At 69.9% G+C, this 19,316-nt stretch carries 23 protein-coding genes; 7 read left to right on the top strand and 16 right to left on the bottom strand.

Translation table 11 applies throughout. From position 1 onward, the window contains the following. Positions 1–115 precede the first annotated feature (115 nt). Complete coding sequence (locus VEA62_RS06775; RefSeq protein ID WP_324819898.1) at positions 116–619, top strand: DUF805 domain-containing protein; 504 nt, start codon at positions 116–118, stop codon at positions 617–619. Here the strand turns inward: VEA62_RS06775 and VEA62_RS06780 are convergent. The 7 genes from VEA62_RS06780 to VEA62_RS06810 all read right to left on the bottom strand — a co-directional run bounded on the left by VEA62_RS06780 (position 616) and on the right by VEA62_RS06810 (position 8,085). Beyond that, positions 616–1,590, bottom strand: a complete 975-nt coding sequence (locus tag VEA62_RS06780) for a cation diffusion facilitator family transporter (protein ID WP_324819900.1) — start codon at positions 1,588–1,590, stop codon at positions 616–618. The two genes, VEA62_RS06775 and VEA62_RS06780, sit on opposite strands and share 4 nt — an antisense overlap. Positions 1,591–1,683: 93 nt before the next feature. Beyond that, positions 1,684–2,373, bottom strand: a complete 690-nt coding sequence (gene phoB / locus VEA62_RS06785; protein ID WP_324819902.1) for a phosphate regulon transcriptional regulator PhoB — start codon at positions 2,371–2,373, stop codon at positions 1,684–1,686. Between the two features lie 20 nt (positions 2,374–2,393). Next, positions 2,394–3,104: a phosphate signaling complex protein PhoU gene (gene phoU, locus VEA62_RS06790; RefSeq protein ID WP_324819904.1), complete on the bottom strand. Its 711-nt coding sequence runs from the start codon at positions 3,102–3,104 to the stop codon at positions 2,394–2,396. A gap of 10 nt (positions 3,105–3,114) precedes the next feature. Further along, complete coding sequence (gene pstB, locus VEA62_RS06795; RefSeq protein ID WP_324819906.1) at positions 3,115–3,978, bottom strand: phosphate ABC transporter ATP-binding protein PstB; 864 nt, start codon at positions 3,976–3,978, stop codon at positions 3,115–3,117. Positions 3,979–3,982: 4 nt separating this feature from the next. Next, a complete protein-coding gene (gene pstA, locus VEA62_RS06800) occupies positions 3,983–5,293 on the bottom strand; it encodes a phosphate ABC transporter permease PstA (protein WP_324819908.1) in 1,311 nt (436 codons plus the stop codon). After that, the gene (gene pstC, locus VEA62_RS06805) at positions 5,286–6,530 is read right to left on the bottom strand and encodes a phosphate ABC transporter permease subunit PstC (RefSeq protein WP_324819910.1); all 1,245 of its coding nucleotides are present in this window, start codon (positions 6,528–6,530) and stop codon (positions 5,286–5,288) included. Before pstC ends, pstA begins: the two co-directional genes overlap by 8 nt. 106 nt (positions 6,531–6,636) lie before the next feature. Further along, positions 6,637–8,085 (bottom strand): sensor histidine kinase, encoded by a 1,449-nt coding sequence (locus VEA62_RS06810; protein ID WP_324819912.1) that lies wholly within the window; start codon positions 8,083–8,085, stop codon positions 6,637–6,639. A gap of 150 nt (positions 8,086–8,235) precedes the next feature. On the opposite strand from VEA62_RS06810, the gene VEA62_RS06815 reads away from it, so the two are divergent. After that, complete coding sequence (locus VEA62_RS06815) at positions 8,236–9,192, top strand: ABC transporter ATP-binding protein (RefSeq protein WP_324819914.1); 957 nt, start codon at positions 8,236–8,238, stop codon at positions 9,190–9,192. After that, on the top strand, positions 9,189–10,580 hold the full coding sequence (locus VEA62_RS06820; protein ID WP_324819916.1) for an ABC transporter permease: 1,392 nt from the start codon (positions 9,189–9,191) through the stop codon (positions 10,578–10,580). The genes VEA62_RS06815 and VEA62_RS06820 overlap by 4 nt, the downstream gene beginning before the upstream one ends. Before the next feature lie 109 nt (positions 10,581–10,689). On the opposite strand, the gene rpsU is transcribed toward VEA62_RS06820, so the two are convergent. Then, positions 10,690–10,944 carry a 30S ribosomal protein S21 gene (rpsU, locus tag VEA62_RS06825; RefSeq protein WP_168049186.1) on the bottom strand — a complete coding sequence of 85 codons (255 nt, stop codon included), beginning with the start codon at positions 10,942–10,944 and terminating at the stop codon, positions 10,690–10,692. 188 nt (positions 10,945–11,132) lie between these two features. Between rpsU and VEA62_RS06830 the strand changes: the two genes are divergently transcribed. Continuing rightward, positions 11,133–11,810, top strand: a complete 678-nt coding sequence (locus tag VEA62_RS06830; protein WP_324819918.1) for a COQ9 family protein — start codon at positions 11,133–11,135, stop codon at positions 11,808–11,810. Here the strand turns inward: VEA62_RS06830 and VEA62_RS06835 are convergent. Further along, entirely contained in the window at positions 11,807–12,886 is a 1,080-nt protein-coding gene (locus tag VEA62_RS06835; protein ID WP_324819919.1) for a 5-(carboxyamino)imidazole ribonucleotide synthase, read from the bottom strand. The genes VEA62_RS06830 and VEA62_RS06835 overlap by 4 nt on opposite strands. Continuing rightward, on the bottom strand, positions 12,887–13,378 hold the full coding sequence (gene purE, locus VEA62_RS06840) for a 5-(carboxyamino)imidazole ribonucleotide mutase (RefSeq protein ID WP_324819921.1): 492 nt from the start codon (positions 13,376–13,378) through the stop codon (positions 12,887–12,889). 122 nt (positions 13,379–13,500) lie between these two features. On the opposite strand from purE, the gene VEA62_RS06845 reads away from it, so the two are divergent. Next, positions 13,501–14,064, top strand: coding sequence for a GGDEF domain-containing protein (locus VEA62_RS06845; protein WP_324819923.1), 564 nt, complete (start codon positions 13,501–13,503; stop codon positions 14,062–14,064). 4 nt (positions 14,065–14,068) lie between these two features. Here VEA62_RS06845 and VEA62_RS06850 read toward each other — a convergent pair whose 3' ends face one another. Genes VEA62_RS06850 through VEA62_RS06865 form a run of 4 tightly spaced genes read right to left on the bottom strand, consistent with a single transcriptional unit; the run spans position 14,069 to position 16,441 of the window. After that, entirely contained in the window at positions 14,069–15,040 is a 972-nt protein-coding gene (locus VEA62_RS06850) for an MBL fold metallo-hydrolase (RefSeq protein WP_324819924.1), read from the bottom strand. A gap of 59 nt (positions 15,041–15,099) precedes the next feature. Continuing rightward, the gene (locus VEA62_RS06855) at positions 15,100–15,324 is read right to left on the bottom strand and encodes a YdcH family protein (RefSeq protein WP_324819926.1); all 225 of its coding nucleotides are present in this window, start codon (positions 15,322–15,324) and stop codon (positions 15,100–15,102) included. A gap of 38 nt (positions 15,325–15,362) precedes the next feature. Then, positions 15,363–15,830 (bottom strand): TIGR02444 family protein, encoded by a 468-nt coding sequence (locus VEA62_RS06860; RefSeq protein WP_324819928.1) that lies wholly within the window; start codon positions 15,828–15,830, stop codon positions 15,363–15,365. Next, complete coding sequence (locus tag VEA62_RS06865) at positions 15,827–16,441, bottom strand: UbiX family flavin prenyltransferase (protein WP_324819930.1); 615 nt, start codon at positions 16,439–16,441, stop codon at positions 15,827–15,829. The genes VEA62_RS06860 and VEA62_RS06865 overlap by 4 nt, the downstream gene beginning before the upstream one ends. Before the next feature lie 116 nt (positions 16,442–16,557). Between VEA62_RS06865 and VEA62_RS06870 the strand changes: the two genes are divergently transcribed. Then, on the top strand, positions 16,558–16,731 hold the full coding sequence (locus VEA62_RS06870) for a YdcH family protein (protein ID WP_324794333.1): 174 nt from the start codon (positions 16,558–16,560) through the stop codon (positions 16,729–16,731). A 55-nt stretch (positions 16,732–16,786) separates the two neighbouring features. Here VEA62_RS06870 and VEA62_RS06875 read toward each other — a convergent pair whose 3' ends face one another. After that, complete coding sequence (locus tag VEA62_RS06875; RefSeq protein WP_324819932.1) at positions 16,787–17,455, bottom strand: DUF1013 domain-containing protein; 669 nt, start codon at positions 17,453–17,455, stop codon at positions 16,787–16,789. 224 nt (positions 17,456–17,679) lie between these two features. Between VEA62_RS06875 and VEA62_RS06880 the strand changes: the two genes are divergently transcribed. Further along, positions 17,680–18,276 (top strand): beta/gamma crystallin-related protein, encoded by a 597-nt coding sequence (locus tag VEA62_RS06880; RefSeq protein WP_324819934.1) that lies wholly within the window; start codon positions 17,680–17,682, stop codon positions 18,274–18,276. Here the strand turns inward: VEA62_RS06880 and VEA62_RS06885 are convergent, their stop codons facing one another. Next, the gene (locus VEA62_RS06885; protein ID WP_324819936.1) at positions 18,277–19,248 is read right to left on the bottom strand and encodes an NAD(P)H-quinone oxidoreductase; all 972 of its coding nucleotides are present in this window, start codon (positions 19,246–19,248) and stop codon (positions 18,277–18,279) included. Positions 19,249–19,316 lie beyond the last annotated feature (68 nt).

Raw genomic sequence — 19,316 nt, forward strand, 5'->3', positions numbered from 1 at the left:
AGCTGGACCGGACACCAAGGCGGAATTGTGGTCCGGTCCGCCGTAACGCCGGCTTGCGAAGCCCCATAGGGTCCGTCATGCTCCGGCGTCCAATCGCTGATCAGGGGAGGATCGCATGACCATGGAATCGCCCAGTCAGGTTCAGGGCTTCGACTGGAAGCAGCTGTTCTTTTCGTTCGAGGGCCGCACGCGGCGCTCCCATTTCTGGATCGGCTGGCTGGTCTGCCTGGGTCTCGGCGTCGTGTTCGGCTGGATCCCGATACTCGGCTTCTTCCTCTCCATCGCGCTGATCTGGCCGAACCTGGCGATCACCGTGAAGCGCCTCCATGACATGGGCCATTCGGGCTGGCTCGCCGCCATTCCCTATGTGGTCGGCATCGTCGGTTCGATTGCGGCCGTCATGATGATCGGCGCCAGCGCCTTCATGAACGCCTCGGCGCTCGAGAACGAGGATCCGGCGGCGATCTTCGCCCTGATCGCCCCGGCCATGGGCCTGTTCGGCGTGATGCTGCTGGTCGGGTTCGGCTTCCTGCTTTGGATCGGCGTGACGGACGGCCAGCGCGGCGACAACCGCTTCGGTCCCGATCCGAAGGCCTCTCCGGCCGCGACCTTCAGCTAGACAGGGCGAAGAACCGGGCGCGGGTGGCGGACGGCGCATTCCGCGCTTTCCGGCCGGACGTAGATCGAGGTCAGTTGCGGAAAGCGGGCGCTCAGGTCCGCCTCGATGCGCTCGATCAGCCGTTCGGCGTCGCCCATCGGCAGGCTGTCGTCGAAGTCGGCGCTTATCGCCACGAACACCACCTCGGGCGAGGTGTGGACGGTGCGCACGTGGTTGACCGAGGTGATGGCCGGATAGTCGTCCAGCACGCTCCACACCCCGGCGAGCAGATCCGGGTCGGCGCTTTCGCCGATCAGCAGGCCCTTGGATTCCCGAGCCAGCAGCAGCGCCACCAGGGCGAGGATCACGCCGATGCCGATGGAGGCCAGCCCGTCGATGCGCGGATCGCCGAGGGCGTGGCTGGCCCAGACGCCGAGGGCTGCGATGATCAGCCCGAGCAGGGCCGCGCTGTCCTCGAACAGCACGATGAAGGTGGTCGGGTCCTTGGAGCGGCGCACGGCGCGCCACCAGCCGGCGCCCTGCCGCTCGCGGTCGAACTTCCGGACGGCGATGGCCCACGAGGTCCCCTCCAGCAGCATGGCGACTGCCAGGACGATGTAGTTGATCAGCGGGTCGCGCAGGGGCTCGGGCTCGCGGATGTGACGCCAGCCCTCGTAGATCGACACCCCGGCCCCGACCGCGAAGATCAGGATCGCCACCACGAAGGCCCAGAAATACAGCTCGCGGCCGTAGCCGAACGGATGGAGGGCGTCGGGCGGGCGTTTGGCCCGGTGCTGGCCGTAGAGCAGCAGCACCTGGTTGCCGCTGTCCACGAGGGAGTGGATGCCCTCGGTCAGCATCGAGGAGGAGCCGCTGATGGCGGCGGCGACGAATTTGGCGACGGCGATGCCCAGATTGGCGACCAGGGCGCCGATCAGGACGATGTTGGCCTTGATCGGATGGGGCTCGGTCGTCTCGCTACCGGTGCGCATGGGCGTCGGGGTCCTGCAGGCCAGGCAGGAACAATCGGCTCAGCCTGGAGTCGTTCCGTCCGCAGCCAGGCGGGCGGCGCGGAACGCGGGGCTCTAGCCCCCCAGGTCCAGCGAATAGCCCGCCGAGCGCACCGTGCGGATCGGATTGACCGTGCCTTCGATGTTCAGGGCCTTGCGCAGGCGACCGACGTGGACGTCGACGGTGCGGGCCTCGACATAGACATCGGAGCCCCAGACGGCGTCGAGCAGCTGCTCGCGGCTGAAGACGCGGCCGGGGTGCTGCATCAGGTGGTCGAGCAGGCGGAACTCGGTCGGGCCGAGGTGGATCTCCTGACCGGCGCGGCGGACGCGGTGGGCGACGCGATCGATGACGATGTCGCCGTGGTTCAGCCGGTCGTCGGCCAGGCCCGGACGGATGCGGCGCAGAACGGCGCGGATGCGGGCGTTCAGCTCGACCATCGAGAAGGGCTTGGTCATGTAGTCGTCAGCGCCGGTGTCGAGACCGCGCACGCGGTCGGTCTCCTCGGCGCGGGCGGTGACCATGATGACCGGCAGGTTGCGGGTCTCGGCCTTGCCGCGGATGCGCCGGCACACCTCGATCCCGGACAGCTTGGGCAGCATCCAGTCGAGCAGCACCAGGTCGGGCATCCGCTCCTCGATCTGCAGCATGCCCTCCTCGCCGTCGGAGGCGACGACGACCCGGTAGCCTTCCTTCTCGAGGTTGTACTGGACGAGCGTGGCCAGCGCGTCCTCGTCTTCCATCACCAGAACATAGGGCTGCACGTCGTGATCTCCCGGTCAGGTCAGGGGATGGCGGGGCCGTCGCCGGGCGCGGGAGTCCAGCGCGGGCGCTCGCCCGTGAACTCCTGTCCCGTGACTTCGTAGTAGATGGTCTCGGCGATGTTGGTGGCGTGGTCGCCGATGCGCTCGAGGTTCTTGGCCATGAACAGCAGGTGGGTGCAGGCGCCGATCATGCGCGGGTCGCCCATCATGTAGGTCAGCAGCTCGCGGAACAGGCTGTTGTAGTGCTCGTCGACCTCGTCGTCGGTGTTCCAGACGGCGATGGCCCGCTCCACCTCGGCGGCGGCATAGGCGTCGAGGACGTCGCGCAGACGCATGGAGACGAGCTTGCCCATCCGTTCGATCGACCGGGTCAGGGGCTGCATCGGCTCGCCCTCGGCGAGGATCAGGCCGCGCTTGGCGATGTTCTTGGCCAGGTCGCCGGTGCGTTCCAGATCGGTGGCCAGCTTCATCGCCGACAGGGTGCGGCGCAGGTCCGAGGCGACCGGCTGGCGCAGGGCGATCAGGCGGATGGCCTTCTTCTCGATGTCGCGGTGCATGGCGTCCAGGCGGGCGTCGCGCTCGACCACGGAGCGGCCCAGGGCGATGTCGCGGCGGGCGACGGATTCCACGGCGTCGGCGACCTGGGCCTCGGCCAGGCCGCCCATGCGGGCGACCTCGGCGGTCAGCTGGTCCAGTTCGTCGCCATAGGCTTTGACGATGTGCTCGGTCATGGGCCCTGTCCTAGCCGAAACGGCCGGTGATGTAGTCGAGCGTGCGCCGCTCGCGCGGGTTGGTGAAGATGTCTTCGGTGTCGCCCATCTCGACCAGCCGGCCGAGGTGGAAGAAGGCCGTGCGCTGGCTGACCCGCGCCGCCTGGGCCATCGAATGGGTGACGATGACGATGCAGTAGCGCTCGCGCAGCTCGTCGATCAGCTCCTCGATCTTGGCCGTGGCGATCGGGTCAAGGGCCGAGCAGGGCTCGTCCATCAGGATGACTTCCGGCTCGACCGCGATGGCGCGGGCGATGACCAGCCGCTGCTGCTGGCCGCCCGAGAGGCCGGTCCCCGGGGAGTGCAGCCGGTCGGCGACCTCGTCCCACAGGCCGGCGCGCTTCAGGGAGGCCTCGACGATGCCGTCCAGCTCGGCCTTGCCGTCCGCCAGGCCGTGGATGCGCGGTCCGTAGGCGACGTTCTCGTAGATGGTCTTGGGGAAGGGGTTGGGCTTCTGGAACACCATGCCGACGCGGGCGCGCAGCAGCACCGGGTCGACCGTGCGGGCGTTGACGTCGGCGCCGTCGATCTCGATCCGGCCCGCGACGCGCGCGCCGGGAATGGTGTCGTTCATGCGGTTCATGGTCCGCAGGAAGGTCGACTTGCCGCAGCCGGAGGGGCCGATCAGGGCGGTGACGGTCTTGTCGGCGATGTCCATCGAGACGTCGAACAAGGCCTGTTTGTCGCCATAGAAGACCGACACGTCGCGCGCGGCGATCTTGACCGGCGCATCGGGGTCGGCGCTGTGCAGGACGGCGGGGCGGGTGATCACCGGCGCCTCGGCGCGGGGGCCGCCGGACGAGCCGTCAGGCGCTCGAAACAACTTGAATTTCATTGGACTACCACCGGCGTTCGAAGCGGCGCCGCAGAACCACGGCGGCGGCGTTCATGACGACCATGAAGGCGAGGAGGACGAGGATGGCCGCGGCGGTGCGCTCGTGGAACGCGCGCTCCGAGGCGTTTTCCCAGATGTAGACCAGCGAGGGCAGGGCGCCGGTCGGTTCGGTCAGGCCGTGCGGAACGCCCGGCACGAAGCTGACCATGCCGATCAGCAGCAGCGGCGCGGTCTCGCCCAGGGCGTGGGCCATCGAGATGATGGCGCCCGTCATCACACCCGGCATGGCCAGCGGCAGGGTGTGCTGGAACACCGTCTGGGTCTTCGAGGCGCCCATGGCCAGGGCGGCCTCGCGGATCGACGGCGGCACCGCCTTCAGCGACGACCGGGTGGCGATGATGATGGTCGGCAGGGCCATCAGGGCCAGCACCAGTCCGCCGACCAGCGGACTGGCGCGGGGCAGGTGCATCCAGTTGATGAACAGCGCCAGGCCGAGCAGGCCGTAGATGATCGACGGCACCGCGGCCAGGTTGTTGATGTTGACCTCGATCAGATTGGTCAACCGCCCCCTGGGCGCGAACTCCTCCAGATACAGGGCCGCGCCGACGCCCAGCGGGATGGCGATGACGGCGGTCACCAGCAGCATCAGGGCCGAGCCGATCACCGCCCCCAGAACACCGGCCAGCTCCGGCTCCGTCGAGTCGCCGCGGGTGAACAGGGCGCCGTTGAAATGGCTCTCCACCTGGCCCCCGGCGCGCATCCGGTCCAGCCAGGCGATCTGCTCGTTCGACAGGCGGCGCTGTTCGGCCGGGGTGTCCAGCGAGATCTCGCCCTTGAAATAGAGGTCGGCGTCGTCCGACAGCGGCGCAGCGATCGGCACGGTCTGGCCGATCAGGCCGGGCTGCGCCTCGATCCGGTCGGCGGCGATGAATTTGAGCTCGGACGAGAACAGGCCCCGCATGGCGGTGGCCTTCGAGCCGGCGGCGTCGTCGACCACGCCGAAGCGGGCCAGCTGCTGTTCGGCGGCCAGCAGTTCGAAATTCGTGCCCTGGGGATAGGCCCGGTCGATCCGCGCCGGGTCCATGTAGACCGGCACGGTCATGGTGTGGGCGTAGAAGGCGGTGTGGCCCTGTTCGACGATCCGGCCGAGCAGGAGCAGCAGGAAGCTGACGGCCACGCCGATGGCCAGCAGGCCGTACAGCCGGAAGCGGATCTCGCGGCCATGGCGGCGCCTGAGGCCGGCGCGCATCCGGTCGGCGCGGACCGTTTCGTCGACGGGCGGGGAGCCCGGCTGAGGAAGGGCCGCGTCAGTCATACTGCTGCCGATAGGTATGGACGATACGCTGGGCGATGATGTTCAGCGCCAGGGTGATCAGGAACAGGGTCAGGCCGAGGCCGAAGGCGGCGAGGGTCTTGGGGCTGTCGAACTCCTGGTCGCCGGTCAGCAGGGTGACGATCTGCACCGTCACCGTCGTCACCGTGTCGAGGGGATTGAGGGTCAGCCGCGCCGCCAGGCCCGCGGCCATGGTCACGATCATGGTCTCGCCGATGGCCCGCGACATGGCCAGCAGCATGGCCCCCGCCACGCCCGGCAGGGCCGCCGGCAGCAGCACCCGGGTGACCGTCTCGGACTTCGTCGCCCCCATGGCGTAGGAGCCGTCGCGCAGGCTCTGCGGCACGGCGTTGATGATGTCGTCGGACAGCGAGCTGACGAACGGGATCAGCATGATCCCCATGACGCCGCCGGCCACCAGAGCCATCTGGTTCTGGACGAGCATCAGATACTGGCCGAGACCGTCCAGCGGTCCGCCGGCCAGCTGGGCCCCGATGCCGTTGAAGAACTCGCGAAAGGCCGGCCCCACGGTGAGGGCGGCGAAGAATCCGTAGACCACGGTCGGCACGCCGGCGAGAATCTCCAGCACCGGCTTGACCGTCGAGCGGAACACCGGCCCGGCGTACTCCGACAGGTAGATGGCCGCGAACAGGCCGACCGGCGCGGCCACCGCCATGGCGATCAGCATGATCAGGAAGGTGCCGGCGAACAGCGGCAGGGCCCCGAAGGCGCCGCTGGAGCCGACCTGGTCGGCGCGGATCGCCGTCTGCGGGCTCCACTGGGTCCCGAACAGGAATTCGGCGATCGGCACCGAGGCGAAGAAGCGCATCGAATCGAACACCAGCGAGGCGATGATGCCCACGGTGGTCAGCACCGCGATGGCCGAGCAGGCGAACAGCAGGCCGACGATCCAACCCTCGACCCGGTTGCGCGCCCGCAGCTCCGGCCGGATGCGGCTGAAGGCGAACAGGGCCCCGAGGACCCCGGCGAGCGCCGCCCCGGCCGCCGCGGCGCCCGCGCCGAGCGACGGAACCAGCACGGCGGCGCCGATCAGCACCGCCAGCGCCGGAACCAGGCTCCAGATCATCGCATAGGCGCCGTGCTGGCCGGGCCGCGAATGGGCCCTGACGCCCTGCTGGCGCCGGCGCGCCAGCCTGCGCCCGCCGATGTAGGCGGCGACGGCCATGGCGATCAGGAGCGGCGGGAGGAGCCAGGTCATGCGGGTCCGGAAGCGGGGAATCAGAACGCACCGGTCGCCCGGTTCACGCCGGGCGGAACCTGCCCGCGAATGGTCAGCGGATTACGACGGCGGCGTGACAGTTCTGTTACGGCGTTCGGCGGCCGGTCGGGGCGTTGTCACGAACCGGCCGTGGCTCCTTCGGGGCCGCCACGGGGAAGTAGGCGGTGAACACGGCGCCCTGTCCCGGCGCGCTCTCCACCGTCAGGCCGCCGCGGTGCCGGTTGACGATGTGTTTGACGATGGCCAGGCCCAGGCCGGTGCCGGAGCGCTCGCCGCTCTTCTGGCCCTCGACGCGATAGAACCGCTCGGTCAGGCGGGGCAGGTGCTCCCGCGCCATGCCCGGGCCGTGGTCGCGCACGGTGACGGCGGCGTAGCGCAGGCCCGTCTCGCGGTCCGGAGTGACCAGCGGCAGCCGCGTCGCCCCTTCCCCCCGGTTGCCGCCGGACCAGGGCGCCGACGCCTCGTCCAGCGTCACCTCGGGCTGGACGACGACCTCGATGGTGTCGCCGGCGGCCGAGTATTTGATGGCGTTGTCGACCAGGTTCTGGATCACCTGCACGATTTCGTCGCGGTCGCCGTGCACCGGCGCGCTGACGGCCCGGTCCTTCAGCGCCACCTGCACCTGGCGTTCGGCCGACAGCACGCTGATGGCGTCGATCACGTCCGAGGCCGCCCGCGCCAGGTCGACCCGGCCGGCCGGGGGGACGTGTTCGTTCAGTTCGATCCGGCTCAGCGACAGCAGGTCGGCGACCAGCCGGCTCATCCGCTCGGCCTGCGCCGCCATGATGTCGAGGAATTTGTCCCGCGCCTTGGGGTCTTCGCGGGCGTGGCCCCTCAGGGTCTCGATGAAGCCCGACAGCGACGCCAGCGGCGTGCGCAGCTCGTGGCTGGCGTTGGCCAGAAAGTCGACGCGCATCATCTCGGTGCGGCGCACGTCCGTCTCGTCGCGCAGCACCACCAGCGCCAGGGCGGACCCCTCCGCCGCGGCCAGGGGGCGGGTAAGGGCCCGCCAGTGACGCGTCTGCGCCCCGACCCCGGTGTAGTCCGTGGTCCGCTCCAGGCCGCCGAACAGGGCCTCGTCGACCGCCTCCAGCACCGCCGGGTCGCGCACGGCCGAGAGCAGCAGGGCGCCCTCGCGCGGAATCCTGAGCAGTTCGCGCGCCGCGGCATTGGCCAGCACCACCCGGCGCGACGCCAGGTCGTCCGCCTCGCCGCCGGACACCACCAGCACCGGATCCGCCAGCGCCTCGAACAGCCCGTCCAGCAGGGCCCGGTCGCCCGGCGACGGGGTCGATTCAGCCTCCCGCGCCTTCGCCCCGGCGGCCGCGGTCCGCGCCGGGCCGGGCCTCCGGTTCAGCGCCCAGGCGGTCAGCGCCACCAGCGCCGCGCCCGCCAGCAGTGGGCCGGCGATCTCCCGGTGCAGCGCCGCCAGCCCCACCAGCACCACGACCGCGAGGCCGGCGCTGGCGCCCGCCGTCCACAGGCGGGATCCGGCGGACGGCGCGACGGGCGAGGGCGGGTCTTCGTACGGCATGCGGTCTCCGGCCGGGTGCGCGCCGACTCTGTCCGCCGAACATGACACGGAATTCATGACAAGGGCACGGCGGAGCGCCGCTCTGCTGTTGTCAAACGTCCTTTACAACCTTACCAATGCCGTCGGAGACCGGTATCCGGTGGAGGGCATATGACGGCGGCATTGACGCTCGACGGGGTGAGCAAGCGCTACGGCGATTTCCACGCCGTTCGCGACCTGAGCTTTCAGGTGGAGAAGGGCTCTATCTGCGGCTTTCTCGGCCCGAACGGCGCAGGCAAGACGTCCACCCTGCGCATGATCCTGGGCCTGCAGCCGGCGACGGCGGGCCGGATCACCATCCTGGGCGCCGACGACGGCCGCAAGGTGCGCGACAGGATCGGCTTCCTCCCTGAGGAACGGGGCCTCTACAAGAAGATGACGCCGGTGGACGCCATCGCCTTCTTCGGCGCCCTGAAGGGCCTGCCGACCGGCGAGGGCCGCCGCCGCGCCCGCGAGATGCTGGACGCCCAGGGGCTGGGCGACGCCAAGCGCAAGAAGATGAAGGAGCTGTCCAAGGGCATGTCCCAGAAGGTGCAGCTGATCGCCTCGGTGGTGCACCGGCCCGAGTTCGTGATCCTCGACGAGCCGTTCTCCGGCCTCGATCCGGTCAATCAGCAGGGGCTGGAGGCGATGATCCGCGGCCTCGCCGCCGACGGGGCCACGGTGCTGTTCTCGACCCATGTGATGCAGCACGCCGAGCGGCTGTGCGACAAGGTCGTGCTGCTGGCGCGGGGCCGGAAGGCCTTCGAGGGCACGGTGGCCGAGGCCCGCGCCACCTCTCCGCGCTTCCTCGAACTGGAAGGCGAGATCGCGCCGGAGCAGGCCGCGGGCCTGCCGGGCGTCAGCGGCGTCGAACTGGTCTCCGAGGCCGGCGGCGTGCGCGTGATCAAGGCCGCCCTGACGGCCGGAGGCCGGGGTCAGGACGCCCTGAAGGCGGCCTTCCTGAACGGGCTGGACGTGCGCCGCTTCGAACTGCGCGAGCCCAGCCTGCACGACGCCTTCATCGGCCTGACCGGAGACAATCCGGATCAGGACCAGTCCGTCAAAGCCGCGGAGGCCGCCCGATGAACCGCACCCTGCTGATCGCCCGGCGCGAGTTCGCCGCCTACGCCAAGACCGTCGGATTCTGGCTGTCGCTGCTGGCGATCCCGCTATTCGGCGCGCTGGGGGGAGGAATGGTGGTCCTGATGAAGTCCAACGAGCCGGTGCGCGAGGTCGTGCTGATTGAGGAAGGACCTCAATCCACCGGCCTCGCCGTCTTCGTCCGCGAAACCTTGGCGTCCGAGTCGGAGGAGCGGTCGGCCGAAGCTGTGGAGGCTCTGAACGCAGCGCAGGCGGCGACCGGTACGCCGATGCAGCCAGGAATGGCGGAAGCCGCCAAGGCCAAGCTCTCCCGACCTTCGATCCGCATTGTGGATGCTCCGCCGGATTTGGCCTCCGCGGCGCCGGGAGACGCGCAGATGGAGGTGGTCCGGAAATACCTGAGCAAGGAAACGCCGAAGGCCGATCGGCTCGACGCGGTGGTTTTCCTGACCCGCGCCGACGACGGCAAGCCTACCGCGCGCGTGTGGAGCGCGAGCGCTACCGATGGCGCGGTTCGGCGCTTCGTCAGCGACGCGCTCAAGTCGGCCAACCGGCGCGAGGTCTTTGCCCAGGCAGGGATCGACCCTGGGGTCGTGATCCAGACCGACACCTATGATCCGGAGGTGGAGACCTTTTCGCCGCAGTCGCTCAGCGGTGGAGCCGTGACCAAGCGGGACATGATCCCCATGCTGGTCGGGCTCGCCTCGGGCTTCATCCTGTGGTCGCTGATCATCACGGGCGCCTCGATCCTGCTGAACAGCGTGATGGAGGAGAAATCGAACAAGATTCTGGAGGTCCTGTTGTCATCGGCCTCCGCGACCGAAATCCTGGCCGGAAAGGTGCTGGGAGTCGCGCTGCTGACACTCACGGTACTTGTCGCCTGGGGCGGCATTGGCGCGATCGGACTGATCACCGCCGCTCCAGCGTGGGCCGCTGACGTCGGCGCGGCCCTGCTCGACGGCGGCCTGATCTTCTACTTCTTCGCCTACATGGTAGGCGGATATCTGATGTATGCGGTGCTGTTCGCGGCCATCGGCGCCTTCTGCGAGACGCCCCGGGACGCCCAGACGCTGATGGGACCGATCATGATGGTCCTGGTGGTGCCGCTGCTGGTCATGCAGATGACCCTGGAAACGCCTGACTCTCCGATCGTCCGCATCCTCTCCTGGGTGCCCTTCTTCACCCCCTTCCTGATGAGCGCCCGCGCCCCGTCGGAGCCGCCGATGATCGAGATCGTCGGCACCATGGCGGGGATGTTCGCCTTCGCCCTGCTGATGGTGTGGATCGCCGGCCGGGCGTTCCGGGCGGGCGCGCTGTCGGACGTGAAGCTGAGCTGGAAGGCGTTCGCCGGCGCGATCGGGCGGGGGCGGTAGGGTTCTCGTCTCCTCCCCATCCGCTGCGCGGACAGGGAGGAGGCGGCTCAAGAAAAAGGCCGCTCCGGTTACCCGGGGCGGCCTTTGATCTTCTGTTCGGAACGTCGGCTTAGCCGCGGGCGGGACCGGCGCCCGGGACGCGGGGCTTCGGCGGCGGCAGCAGGCCTTCGCGCTGGGCGCGCTTGCGGGCCAGCTTGCGGGCGCGGCGCACGGCCTCGGCCTTCTGGCGGGCGCGCTTCTCCGAGGGCTTCTCGTAGTGCACGTGGCGCTTCATCTCGCGGAAGCTGCCTTCGCGCTGCATCTTCTTCTTGAGGGCCTTCAGCGCTTGATCGACGTTATTATCGCGAACGAAAATCTGTACCAGGTTGAACTCTCCTTTGGCCGCCCGCCGCGTCCTGTGAGGGAGACGGGCAGACAAATAAATCTCATCCTCGTCAGACGGGGGTCCGCGAGTGAAGGCGGGCTGATACACGAGCGGCCCCGCCCTGTCCAGATCGTCGCGGCAAGATGTGAAGGCTCGAAACGCCCGCCCGACGGGCTTATGCTGCCCCCATGACCGAGGCGCCACACCTGTCGAACGACCCCTCCCAGGGGGACTGGGCCGACCGCATGGAGCAGGCGGTGCTGGACGCGGCGATCGAGCGCGCGCCGGCGCTGGGCTGGAACGGGCGGATGGTGCGGGCGGCCTGCGAGGCTGAGGGCCTGTCGCAGGGGGACGAGGAGCTGCTGTTCCCCAACGGCGCGCGGGATCTGGCGGCCCTGCTGTCGCGGCGGCACGACGACCGGGCGCTGGCGTCGCTGGCGGAAGTCGACCCGAAGTCGCTGAAGATCCGCGAGCGAATCGCCCGCGCCGTCTCGGCCCGGATGGAGGCCGGCGCCGCCGACCTCGAGGCGACGCGCCGCTGCGCCGCCTTCCTGGCCCTGCCGCTCAACGCCGACCTGGGCCTCAAGCTGGCGTGGGAGACCGCCGACCTGCTGTGGAACTGGGCCGGGGACACGGCCACCGACTGGAACCACTATTCCAAGCGGGCCATCCTGTCGGGCATCCTGGTCCCGGCCCTGACCATGCGCTGGTTCGACGGCAGGGACGCCGCCGACGCCTTCGTCGCCCGCCGCATCGAGAACGTCATGGCCTTCGAGAAATGGAAGGCCGGCAAGGACTTCGACGCCCCGCTGCGGAAGGTGACGGACGTGCTGAGCCGGATGAGGTACGGGGCGAAGGCCGGCTAGAGCGGCTTGACCCGGTTCACATGGCCCATCTTGCGCCCCGGCCGGGCCTCGGCCTTGCCGTAGAGGTGGAGGCGGGCGTCGGGCCTGGCCGAGAGCGTCTTCCACTGCTCGACCTCGTCGCCCAGCAGATTGGTCATCTCGACGCGGGCGTGGGCCGTGGTCGGGCCCAGCGGCCAGCCGGCGATGGCGCGGATATGCTGCTCGAACTGGTCGCAGACGCAGCCGTCCTGGGTCCAGTGGCCGGTGTTGTGGACGCGCGGCGCGATCTCGTTGACCAGCAGGCGGCCCTCGCCGAGGTCGAACAGCTCGACGCCGATCACGCCGACGTAGTCGAGGCCCTCAAGGACGGCCCTGGCGATGGCCTTTGCGCCCTTCTCCGTCTTCGCGTCGACGGCGGCGGGGGCGACGGTGGTCTTCAGGACGCCGCCCTTGTGGATGTTCTCGCCCAGCGGATAGACGGCGATCTTCCCGTCGGCCCCGCGCGCCGCGATCACCGACAACTCGCGGACGAAGTCGGCCTTCGCCTCGAGGATGGCGGGGCGTTCGCCGATCGCGTGCCAGGCGTCGGCGGCCATCTTCGCCGAGCGGACCCAGACCTGGCCCTTGCCGTCATAGCCCTCGCGGCGCGTCTTCAGCAGGGCGGGGACGCCGAGGCGCTCCAGCCCCGCCAGCAGGTCGTCGAGGTTGTCGACTGGAACGAAGTCCACGGTGGTCGCGCCGACGCCGTTGAGGAAGGTCTTCTCGTCGACCCGATCCTGGGCGACGGCCAGCGCCTTGGGGCCCGGCGAGACGAGGGCGCCGCCCTCGGCCAGCTTCCCGACGGAGGCCGCCGGCACGTTCTCGAACTCGAAGGTCACGGCGGCGCAGGTCTGGCCCAGCACGCCCAGCGCCGTGGCGTTGTCGTAGGCCGCGACGATCTGGCCCTGGGAGACCCGGCCGGCCGGGCTGTTCTCCTCAGGATCGAGGATAACGACGTTGAAGCCCAGCCGCGACGCCGCCTGGCTGAGCATCCGCCCCAGCTGGCCGCCGCCGAGTATGCCGAGGGTCGATCCGGGGGGCAGCGGAAGCGTGGTCACTCAGTCCTCGACCGTCTCGTGGACCGCCTCGGTCTGGGCCTCGCGGAAGGCGGCGAGGCGTCCCGCCAGAACCTCGTCCGACAGGGCCAGGATTTGCGCCGCGAGGATGCCGGCGTTCTTCGCGCCCGGCTCGCCGATGGCCAGGGTCGCAACCGGTACGCCGCCGGGCATCTGGGCGATCGACAGCAGGCTGTCCATGCCCTTGAGCGCCTTCGATTCCACCGGCACGCCCAGCACCGGCAGCTCGGTCATCGAGGCCGCCATGCCCGGCAGATGGGCGGCGCCCCCGGCCCCCGCGATGATCACCTTGTAGCCCGCGGCCCGCGCGCCCGTGGCGAAGTCGAACAGGCGTTTCGGCGTGCGGTGGGCGGAGACGACCCTGGCCTCCCAGGTCACCCCCAGCCGGTCCAGCGCGTCCGCGGCGTGCTTCATCGTCGGCCAGTCCGAGCGGCTGCCCATGATGATCGCAACGGGCGGGGTCTGAGTCGCCATGCCGAGCACTTTCGCGGGAAAGCGGCGCGATACAGGACTCGCGTTGCGCCCGCAACCGACCGCGTTAGGCTGAACGCGGGTCGGCGCGCAGTGAGTCGCCGGCCGGGGAGCCTTTTTCTTCAGTGACCGACGCGGCCCTCATCGACCCCATCGCCGAGATCGAGCGGCTCCGCGCCGAGGTCGAGGCCCTGCGCCGCCGCGCCGAGGCGGCCGAGGCGGCGGCCGACCACGACGTGCTGACGCCGGCGCTGAACCGGCGCGGCTTCGTGGCGGCGATGAAGAGCGCCATGGCCTTCTGCCAGCGCCACGAGGTGCCCGCCGTCCTGCTCTACCTCGACCTCGACGGCTTCAAGGGCGTCAACGACAGCCTCGGCCACGCCGCCGGCGACGCGGCCCTCGTCCATGTGGCCGAGATGATGCGGGCCAATCTGCGCGAATCCGACGCCGTCGGCCGCCTCGGCGGCGACGAGTTCGGCCTGCTGATGCTCAACGCCGGCCTCGACGAGGGCCGGGAGAAGGCCCGCAAGCTGGCGGAGACGCTCGAGGCTTCGACGTTCGAATGGGAGGGCCGTTCCGCCGGCCTCGGCGGCTCGTTCGGCGTCCGCGCCTTCGCCGGCCACACCGATCCCGAGGTCTGGCTCGCCGAAGCCGACGCCGCCATGTGGGTCCGCAAGAAGGGCCGGTAGCCCGTCAGGGGCGGGGCGTCCTGACCGTGACGACGCCCTCGGCCGAGATGTCGAACGCGGTGAGGTCCTCGCCTATCGTCAGGGGGCCGTCATAGGTCTCACGGGTCTGCGCGATCAGTTCTGAAAGCGGTGCAGGAGCGAAGCCGCCCTGGGCCGGCCGCGCGAAATGGCTGTAGGCCGCCATGGTCGGCCGTGCGGTGGCGAAGATTCGGCCGGCCTCGCGAGGTCGGGTGTGGGTGTCGAGGATCAGGGCCACCCCCGGGGCCGAGGCCTCGGCCTCGTCGGTGGCGAAGGCCACTTCATGGATCAGGAGATCGGCGCCCGTCGCGAACCGCAGGACGCTGTCGCTGGGTCGTGCATCGCCCGAGATGACCACCGAGCGGCCCTGATAGTCGATGCGGAACCCAAAGGCGTGGTCCACGGCCCGACCATGATCCACCCGGAAGGCGGTCACGCGGACCCCGTCCTGATCATGGACGACGCCATCGGCCGCAAACTCCTCGGCCGCGATGCGGGCGCCCTCCGGCGGCAGTCCCTGGGCTATCCGGTAGCGAACGTCGGCCGCGAACGCCTGCTCCAGATGATGCGCCAGATCCGTCGTGCCGGGAGGACCGACAAGGCGAAATGGCTGCGACCGCGCCCCATGCGGTCCCCGAACCCAGCCCGTCAGCCACAGGTCCGGGAGTCCGACCACGTGGTCGGAGTGCAGATGGGTGAGGAAGGTCGCCGTCAGCGCCGATCCCGGGACGGCCAGCTGCCAGAGCCTTATCGTCGATCCCCGCCCGGCGTCGAACAACAACGTCTGACCGCCGGCCTGCACGAGGGTGGCCGGACCGAACCGGTCGGCCAGCGGCGGCGGGGCGCCGGTGCCCAGCAAGGTGACGGTGATGACCGGCTCTTCGGCTGCCGCTGGCCGGGCCAGCGCCGCCCCCTGAAGCGAGAACAGGCACGCGAAGGCGAGAAGGAGGAGGCGCATGCGTGCTTCACCTGAAGAACCGTGTTCCCCAACCCTAGCACGGTCTCGCCGTCAGCCCTTCAGGCGATGATGTCCGGCAGGACGATGGCCTCGATCTTCACGATCTCGTCCCTGAGTGTCAGCTTCTTGCGCTTCAGCCGGGCGATGGTCAGCTGGTCGGGCACCGGCATGCGGGTCAGCGCCTCGATCGAGGCGTCGAGGTCGGCGTGCTCCTGACGCAGTTCCCTGAGCCTGGCGTGCAGCGCCTGCTCTTCCTCGCTCAGAAAAGGATCGTCGTCGTTCATGGTCGGGCCCCGGAGGCGGGCTTATAGCGCGCGGCGGCTCAGGCCGGAAGCCGTTCGGCGAGGGCGGTCAGGCCGGCGCGCGGCGTCATCGGCGACCACTGCCGCGCCACCGCGATCAACGCCTCCAGCACCGGGCGAGGGGCGCCTTCCGGGGAGGGCGCCAGGGCCTCCAGCGCCGCCAGCAGACGGCGCTCCGCCTCCAGTTCCACGGCCTTGACCTGGGTCCGCACCGCCTCCCGGTCGGCGTCCCCGAGATCGGGGTTTCGGCCCTTGAGCGCCCGCCGCACGTCGCGGAGCGGCGCGATGGCGCTCTCCTGCCAGGCCCGCGCGATGTCGCAGGCGGCTTCCAGCGCATCGGCGTCCGGGACCCGCCCGGTCCGCGCCGCCCATGCCGCCCACAGCAGCAAGGGCACGTTCTGGCCGGCGGCGTCCTGCAGATGCAGGCAGGCCTCGCCGACGCCTTCGGAGGCATAGGCCCGCACGGCCCAGTCCCACAGGTCACTCATTCGGCGGCGGCGCCCTTCAGCCCGGCCCAGCGGCGGACGCCCGACCACTCCAGGCCGAACAGGTCCAGGGCGCGGCCGACCGACTGGTCGACCATCTCCTCGATCGAAGCGGGCCGGGCGTAAAGGGCGGGCAGGGGCGGGGCGATGATCGCGCCCATCTCGGTGAGGGCCGTCATGGTGCGCAGATGCCCCAGGTGCAGTGGCGTCTCGCGCACCATCAGCACCAGCGGTCTGCGCTCCTTGAGCACGACGTCGGCGGCCCGGGTCAGCAGGGTCGAGGTCACGCCGGTGGCGATCTCGCTCATGGTGCGGACGGAGCAGGGGGCGACGATCATTCCCATGGTCCGGAACGAGCCCGAGGCGATGGAGGCGCCGACGTCGTTCAGCCGGTGCGTCACGTCGGCGCGGCCCGTCAGGTCGTCGGCCGACAGATCGGTCTCCTGCGACAGGGTCAGCAGGGCGGCGCGGGTGACGACGAGATGGCTCTCGACGCCCAGTTCGCGCAGCGCGTCCAGCGTCCGCACGCCGTAGGCCACGCCGGAGGCCCCGGAAATCCCGACGATGAGGCGGGGCGGCGAGGCGCGTACGGCTCCGTTCACATCGTCGGCCATATTCAGGTCCAGAGTCGTCGGGTCCGGACGGCCGGCGGCCTCACCGGAAAGTGATTCCACAGCCGGTCGAGCCGGGCGCTCAATCTAGTGGTCCCTTAGACATGGAGGCGCAAGCCATGACCATCGAAGCTCGTATCCGCGAACTGGGAAACCGTCACCGCAATCTGGATGAGACCATCCGGCGGGAGATGATCCACCCGGCCACGGACTCGCTTCGCGTAAGGGAGCTCAAGCAGCAGAAGCTCCGCCTCAAGGAAGAGATCACCAGTCTGGAGGCCCGAGCGCACTAGCGACGGCCTCTCGCCCAAGGAAAGACGGCCCCGGAGCGATCCGGGGCCGTTTTCGTCAGTCCTTCTTGCCGAACACCGATTCGGCGGTCGGTTCGGCCCCGCGGCGTTCGCGGGCTTCCGGCACGAACTCCGGCTCGGCGGGCTCGGGTGCGTCGACCGGCTGCAGGGTGGCGCCACCCTTTTTCGCGTCGTCCCGGGCCTTCTTGTCGGCGGCTTTCCTGACCAGTTCGTCCAGCGCCAGCTGACCGACGAGGCCCAGCGTCACAGGATCGACCGGCTTGATGTTGGCGCTGTTCCAGTGGGTCCGGTTGCGCACGCTCTCGATGGTCGACTTGGTGGTGCCGAGCAGTTTGGCGATCTGGGCGTCGGTCACCTCGGGGTGGTTGCGCACGAACCAGGCGATGGCGTCCGGGCGGTCCTGGCGCCGCGAGACCGGGGTGTATTTGGGAGCCGGCTTGTGGCTCTTCATCAGCTCGGCGTGGCGGCTGACGACCGCCTGCATGCGGTAGTTCTCGTCGTTCTGGGCCTTGTCCAGCTCCTCGCGGGTCAGCTGGCCGTTGACCAGCGGATCGGCGCCGCGGATGTCGCGGGCCACGTCGCCGTCGGCGATGCCGCGCACTTCCAGCGGATGCAGGCCGCAGAAGTCGGCGATCTGCTCGAAGGTGAGGGAGGTGTTGTCGACCAGCCAGACCGCGGTGGCCTTGGGCATGAGGATGTCGGTCATGAGCGTCTTTGCTTCTGTTCTTGGCCCACTGGCCCGGATCGGGGGCGGGTTCCGGATACGACGGCGCCCGACCTTTCGGCCGGGCGCGGAAGCCATCGATATAGGCCTATTCGCCGCAAAAGAAAACGAAAGCCGTCATCGCCGTACAGCCAAGGTTCATCGGCGAAGCTGAACAGTGCTCCCACGGGCGCGTTGTGCGTCGATAGAACCCGATGGAGGGACCCATGCTGATCCAAACCCTCGCCGCCCTGGCTGTGATGTCCGGCGGCCCTGCGCAGGAGGCGGCCCCCTTCGCCCCCGGCGGCCAGGAGCGCGTCGCGCCGCGCGGCGACTATCGCGACAGCTGCAGCGGCGAATACGTCAACCGCGGCCGGCTCTACGCCGACTGCCAGGATCGCCGTGGCAACATCCGCGGCACGTCGATCGAGCTGAATCGCTGCTCCGACTACGAGATCCGCAACGACAACGGCCTGCTGGTCTGCGGTCCCTGGCGCGGGACCTTCGAGGGCCGGCCGGGCGGCGGACGCCCTGACGACGACGGCGGCTGGGGCGGCGGGCGCAACGAGATCACCGTCTACCGCGACGCCCTGTACCGTGGCGCCTCGACGACCTTCCGCGGCGACATGGCCAACCTGCGCAACACCGGGTTCAATGACGCGATCAGCTCGATGCGCTTCCGCGGCACGTGGGAGGTCTGCACCGACGCCTATTTCCGCGGCACGTGCCTGACCTTCAGCGACGACGTCTGGAACCTGCAACAGCACGGGCTGAACGACCGGATATCCTCGCTTCGTCCGGTGCGGCGCGGCGGACGCCGATAGTCAGGCCGTCAGCACGATCTTGCCGATGTGGTCGCCCGCCTCGAGCCTGAGGTGGGCGGCCGACGCCTGTTCAAGAGAGAAGGTCGCCTCGACCGGGGGCCTGACCAGTCCCGCAGCGACCCATGGCCAGGCGGTCGACTCCACCGCCGCGATCAGGCGCGCCTTCTCGTCGGCCGGCCGTGAGCGCAGGGTCGAGCCGGTAAGGACGATGCGCTTCATCATCAGCCGGGCCAGGTCGATCTCCGCCTTCGCTCCGGACAGGGTGGCGATGACCACCCAGCGACCGAGGGGCTTGAGCACCGCCAGGTTGAGGGCGGCGTAGTCTGCGCCGACCATGTCGAGCACCACATTGACGCCGCCGAACGCCTCGATGGCGGTCCGCAGATCATCCGACCGGGCGTCGAGGCTGAGGTCGGCGCCGAGCGCATGGGCGGCTTTCGCCTTGTCGACGCCGCGCGAGGTGGCGATCACTCGCGCGCCCGCCGCCCTGGCCATCTGGATGGCGGTGACGCCGATACCGCTGGTCGCGCCGTGGATCAGCAGGGTCTCGCCGGCCTTCAGCGCGCCCGCCTCGAACACGTTGGCGAAGACGGTGCAGACGGTCTCGGGCAGGGCGGCGGCCTGCATGAGGTCGAGGCCGTCGGGAACAGGCAGGGCGTGGCGGGCGTCGACCACCGCGTATTCCGCATAGCCGCCGCCGGCCAGAAGGGCGCAGACGCGATCGCCGATGGTCCAGCGGCCGGCGCCCTCGCCGACCTGGTCCACCTCTCCGGCGACCTCGAGTCCGGGGATGTCGGAGGCGCCGGGCGGGGCGGGATAGCGGCCCAGGCGCTGCAGGATGTCGGGGCGATTGACCCCGGCCGCGCGCACCCGGATGCGAATCTGGCCCGGGCCCGCGAGCGGATCGGGCCGCTCCACAAGGGTCAGCGCTTCCGCGGGCCCCGACCCGCCGGTGATTTCGACAGCCCGCATCGGCTCCCCGTTCTTGCAAATGTCCCGGTCCGGGCGTTCAGATAGGCGCTTGCCTGTGGATTGGCCAA

Origin of the sequence: Brevundimonas sp. (assembly GCF_035627475.1) — a bacterium.
Taxonomy (GTDB): Bacteria; Pseudomonadota; Alphaproteobacteria; order Caulobacterales; family Caulobacteraceae; genus Brevundimonas.

Excerpts from the sequence above, each read along its gene's own strand:
- VEA62_RS06870 (WP_324794333.1), top strand. The coding sequence starts at position 16,558 with ATGACCATCGAAGCTCGTATCCGCGAACTGGGAAACCGTCACCGCAAT.
- VEA62_RS06885 (WP_324819936.1), bottom strand. The coding sequence starts at position 19,248 with ATGCGGGCTGTCGAAATCACCGGCGGGTCGGGGCCCGCGGAAGCGCTG.
- pstC (WP_324819910.1), bottom strand. The coding sequence starts at position 6,530 with ATGACCTGGCTCCTCCCGCCGCTCCTGATCGCCATGGCCGTCGCCGCC.
- VEA62_RS06860 (WP_324819928.1), bottom strand. The coding sequence starts at position 15,830 with ATGAGTGACCTGTGGGACTGGGCCGTGCGGGCCTATGCCTCCGAAGGC.
- VEA62_RS06830 (WP_324819918.1), top strand. The coding sequence starts at position 11,133 with ATGACCGAGGCGCCACACCTGTCGAACGACCCCTCCCAGGGGGACTGG.
- VEA62_RS06815 (WP_324819914.1), top strand. The coding sequence starts at position 8,236 with ATGACGGCGGCATTGACGCTCGACGGGGTGAGCAAGCGCTACGGCGAT.
- VEA62_RS06820 (WP_324819916.1), top strand. The coding sequence starts at position 9,189 with ATGAACCGCACCCTGCTGATCGCCCGGCGCGAGTTCGCCGCCTACGCC.
- pstA (WP_324819908.1), bottom strand. The coding sequence starts at position 5,293 with ATGACTGACGCGGCCCTTCCTCAGCCGGGCTCCCCGCCCGTCGACGAA.
- VEA62_RS06875 (WP_324819932.1), bottom strand. The coding sequence starts at position 17,455 with ATGACCGACATCCTCATGCCCAAGGCCACCGCGGTCTGGCTGGTCGAC.
- pstB (WP_324819906.1), bottom strand. The coding sequence starts at position 3,978 with ATGAAATTCAAGTTGTTTCGAGCGCCTGACGGCTCGTCCGGCGGCCCC.
- phoU (WP_324819904.1), bottom strand. The coding sequence starts at position 3,104 with ATGACCGAGCACATCGTCAAAGCCTATGGCGACGAACTGGACCAGCTG.
- purE (WP_324819921.1), bottom strand. The coding sequence starts at position 13,378 with ATGGCGACTCAGACCCCGCCCGTTGCGATCATCATGGGCAGCCGCTCG.
- VEA62_RS06855 (WP_324819926.1), bottom strand. The coding sequence starts at position 15,324 with ATGAACGACGACGATCCTTTTCTGAGCGAGGAAGAGCAGGCGCTGCAC.
- VEA62_RS06865 (WP_324819930.1), bottom strand. The coding sequence starts at position 16,441 with ATGGCCGACGATGTGAACGGAGCCGTACGCGCCTCGCCGCCCCGCCTC.
- VEA62_RS06850 (WP_324819924.1), bottom strand. The coding sequence starts at position 15,040 with ATGCGCCTCCTCCTTCTCGCCTTCGCGTGCCTGTTCTCGCTTCAGGGG.
- VEA62_RS06880 (WP_324819934.1), top strand. The coding sequence starts at position 17,680 with ATGCTGATCCAAACCCTCGCCGCCCTGGCTGTGATGTCCGGCGGCCCT.
- VEA62_RS06775 (WP_324819898.1), top strand. The coding sequence starts at position 116 with ATGACCATGGAATCGCCCAGTCAGGTTCAGGGCTTCGACTGGAAGCAG.
- VEA62_RS06810 (WP_324819912.1), bottom strand. The coding sequence starts at position 8,085 with ATGCCGTACGAAGACCCGCCCTCGCCCGTCGCGCCGTCCGCCGGATCC.
- VEA62_RS06780 (WP_324819900.1), bottom strand. The coding sequence starts at position 1,590 with ATGCGCACCGGTAGCGAGACGACCGAGCCCCATCCGATCAAGGCCAAC.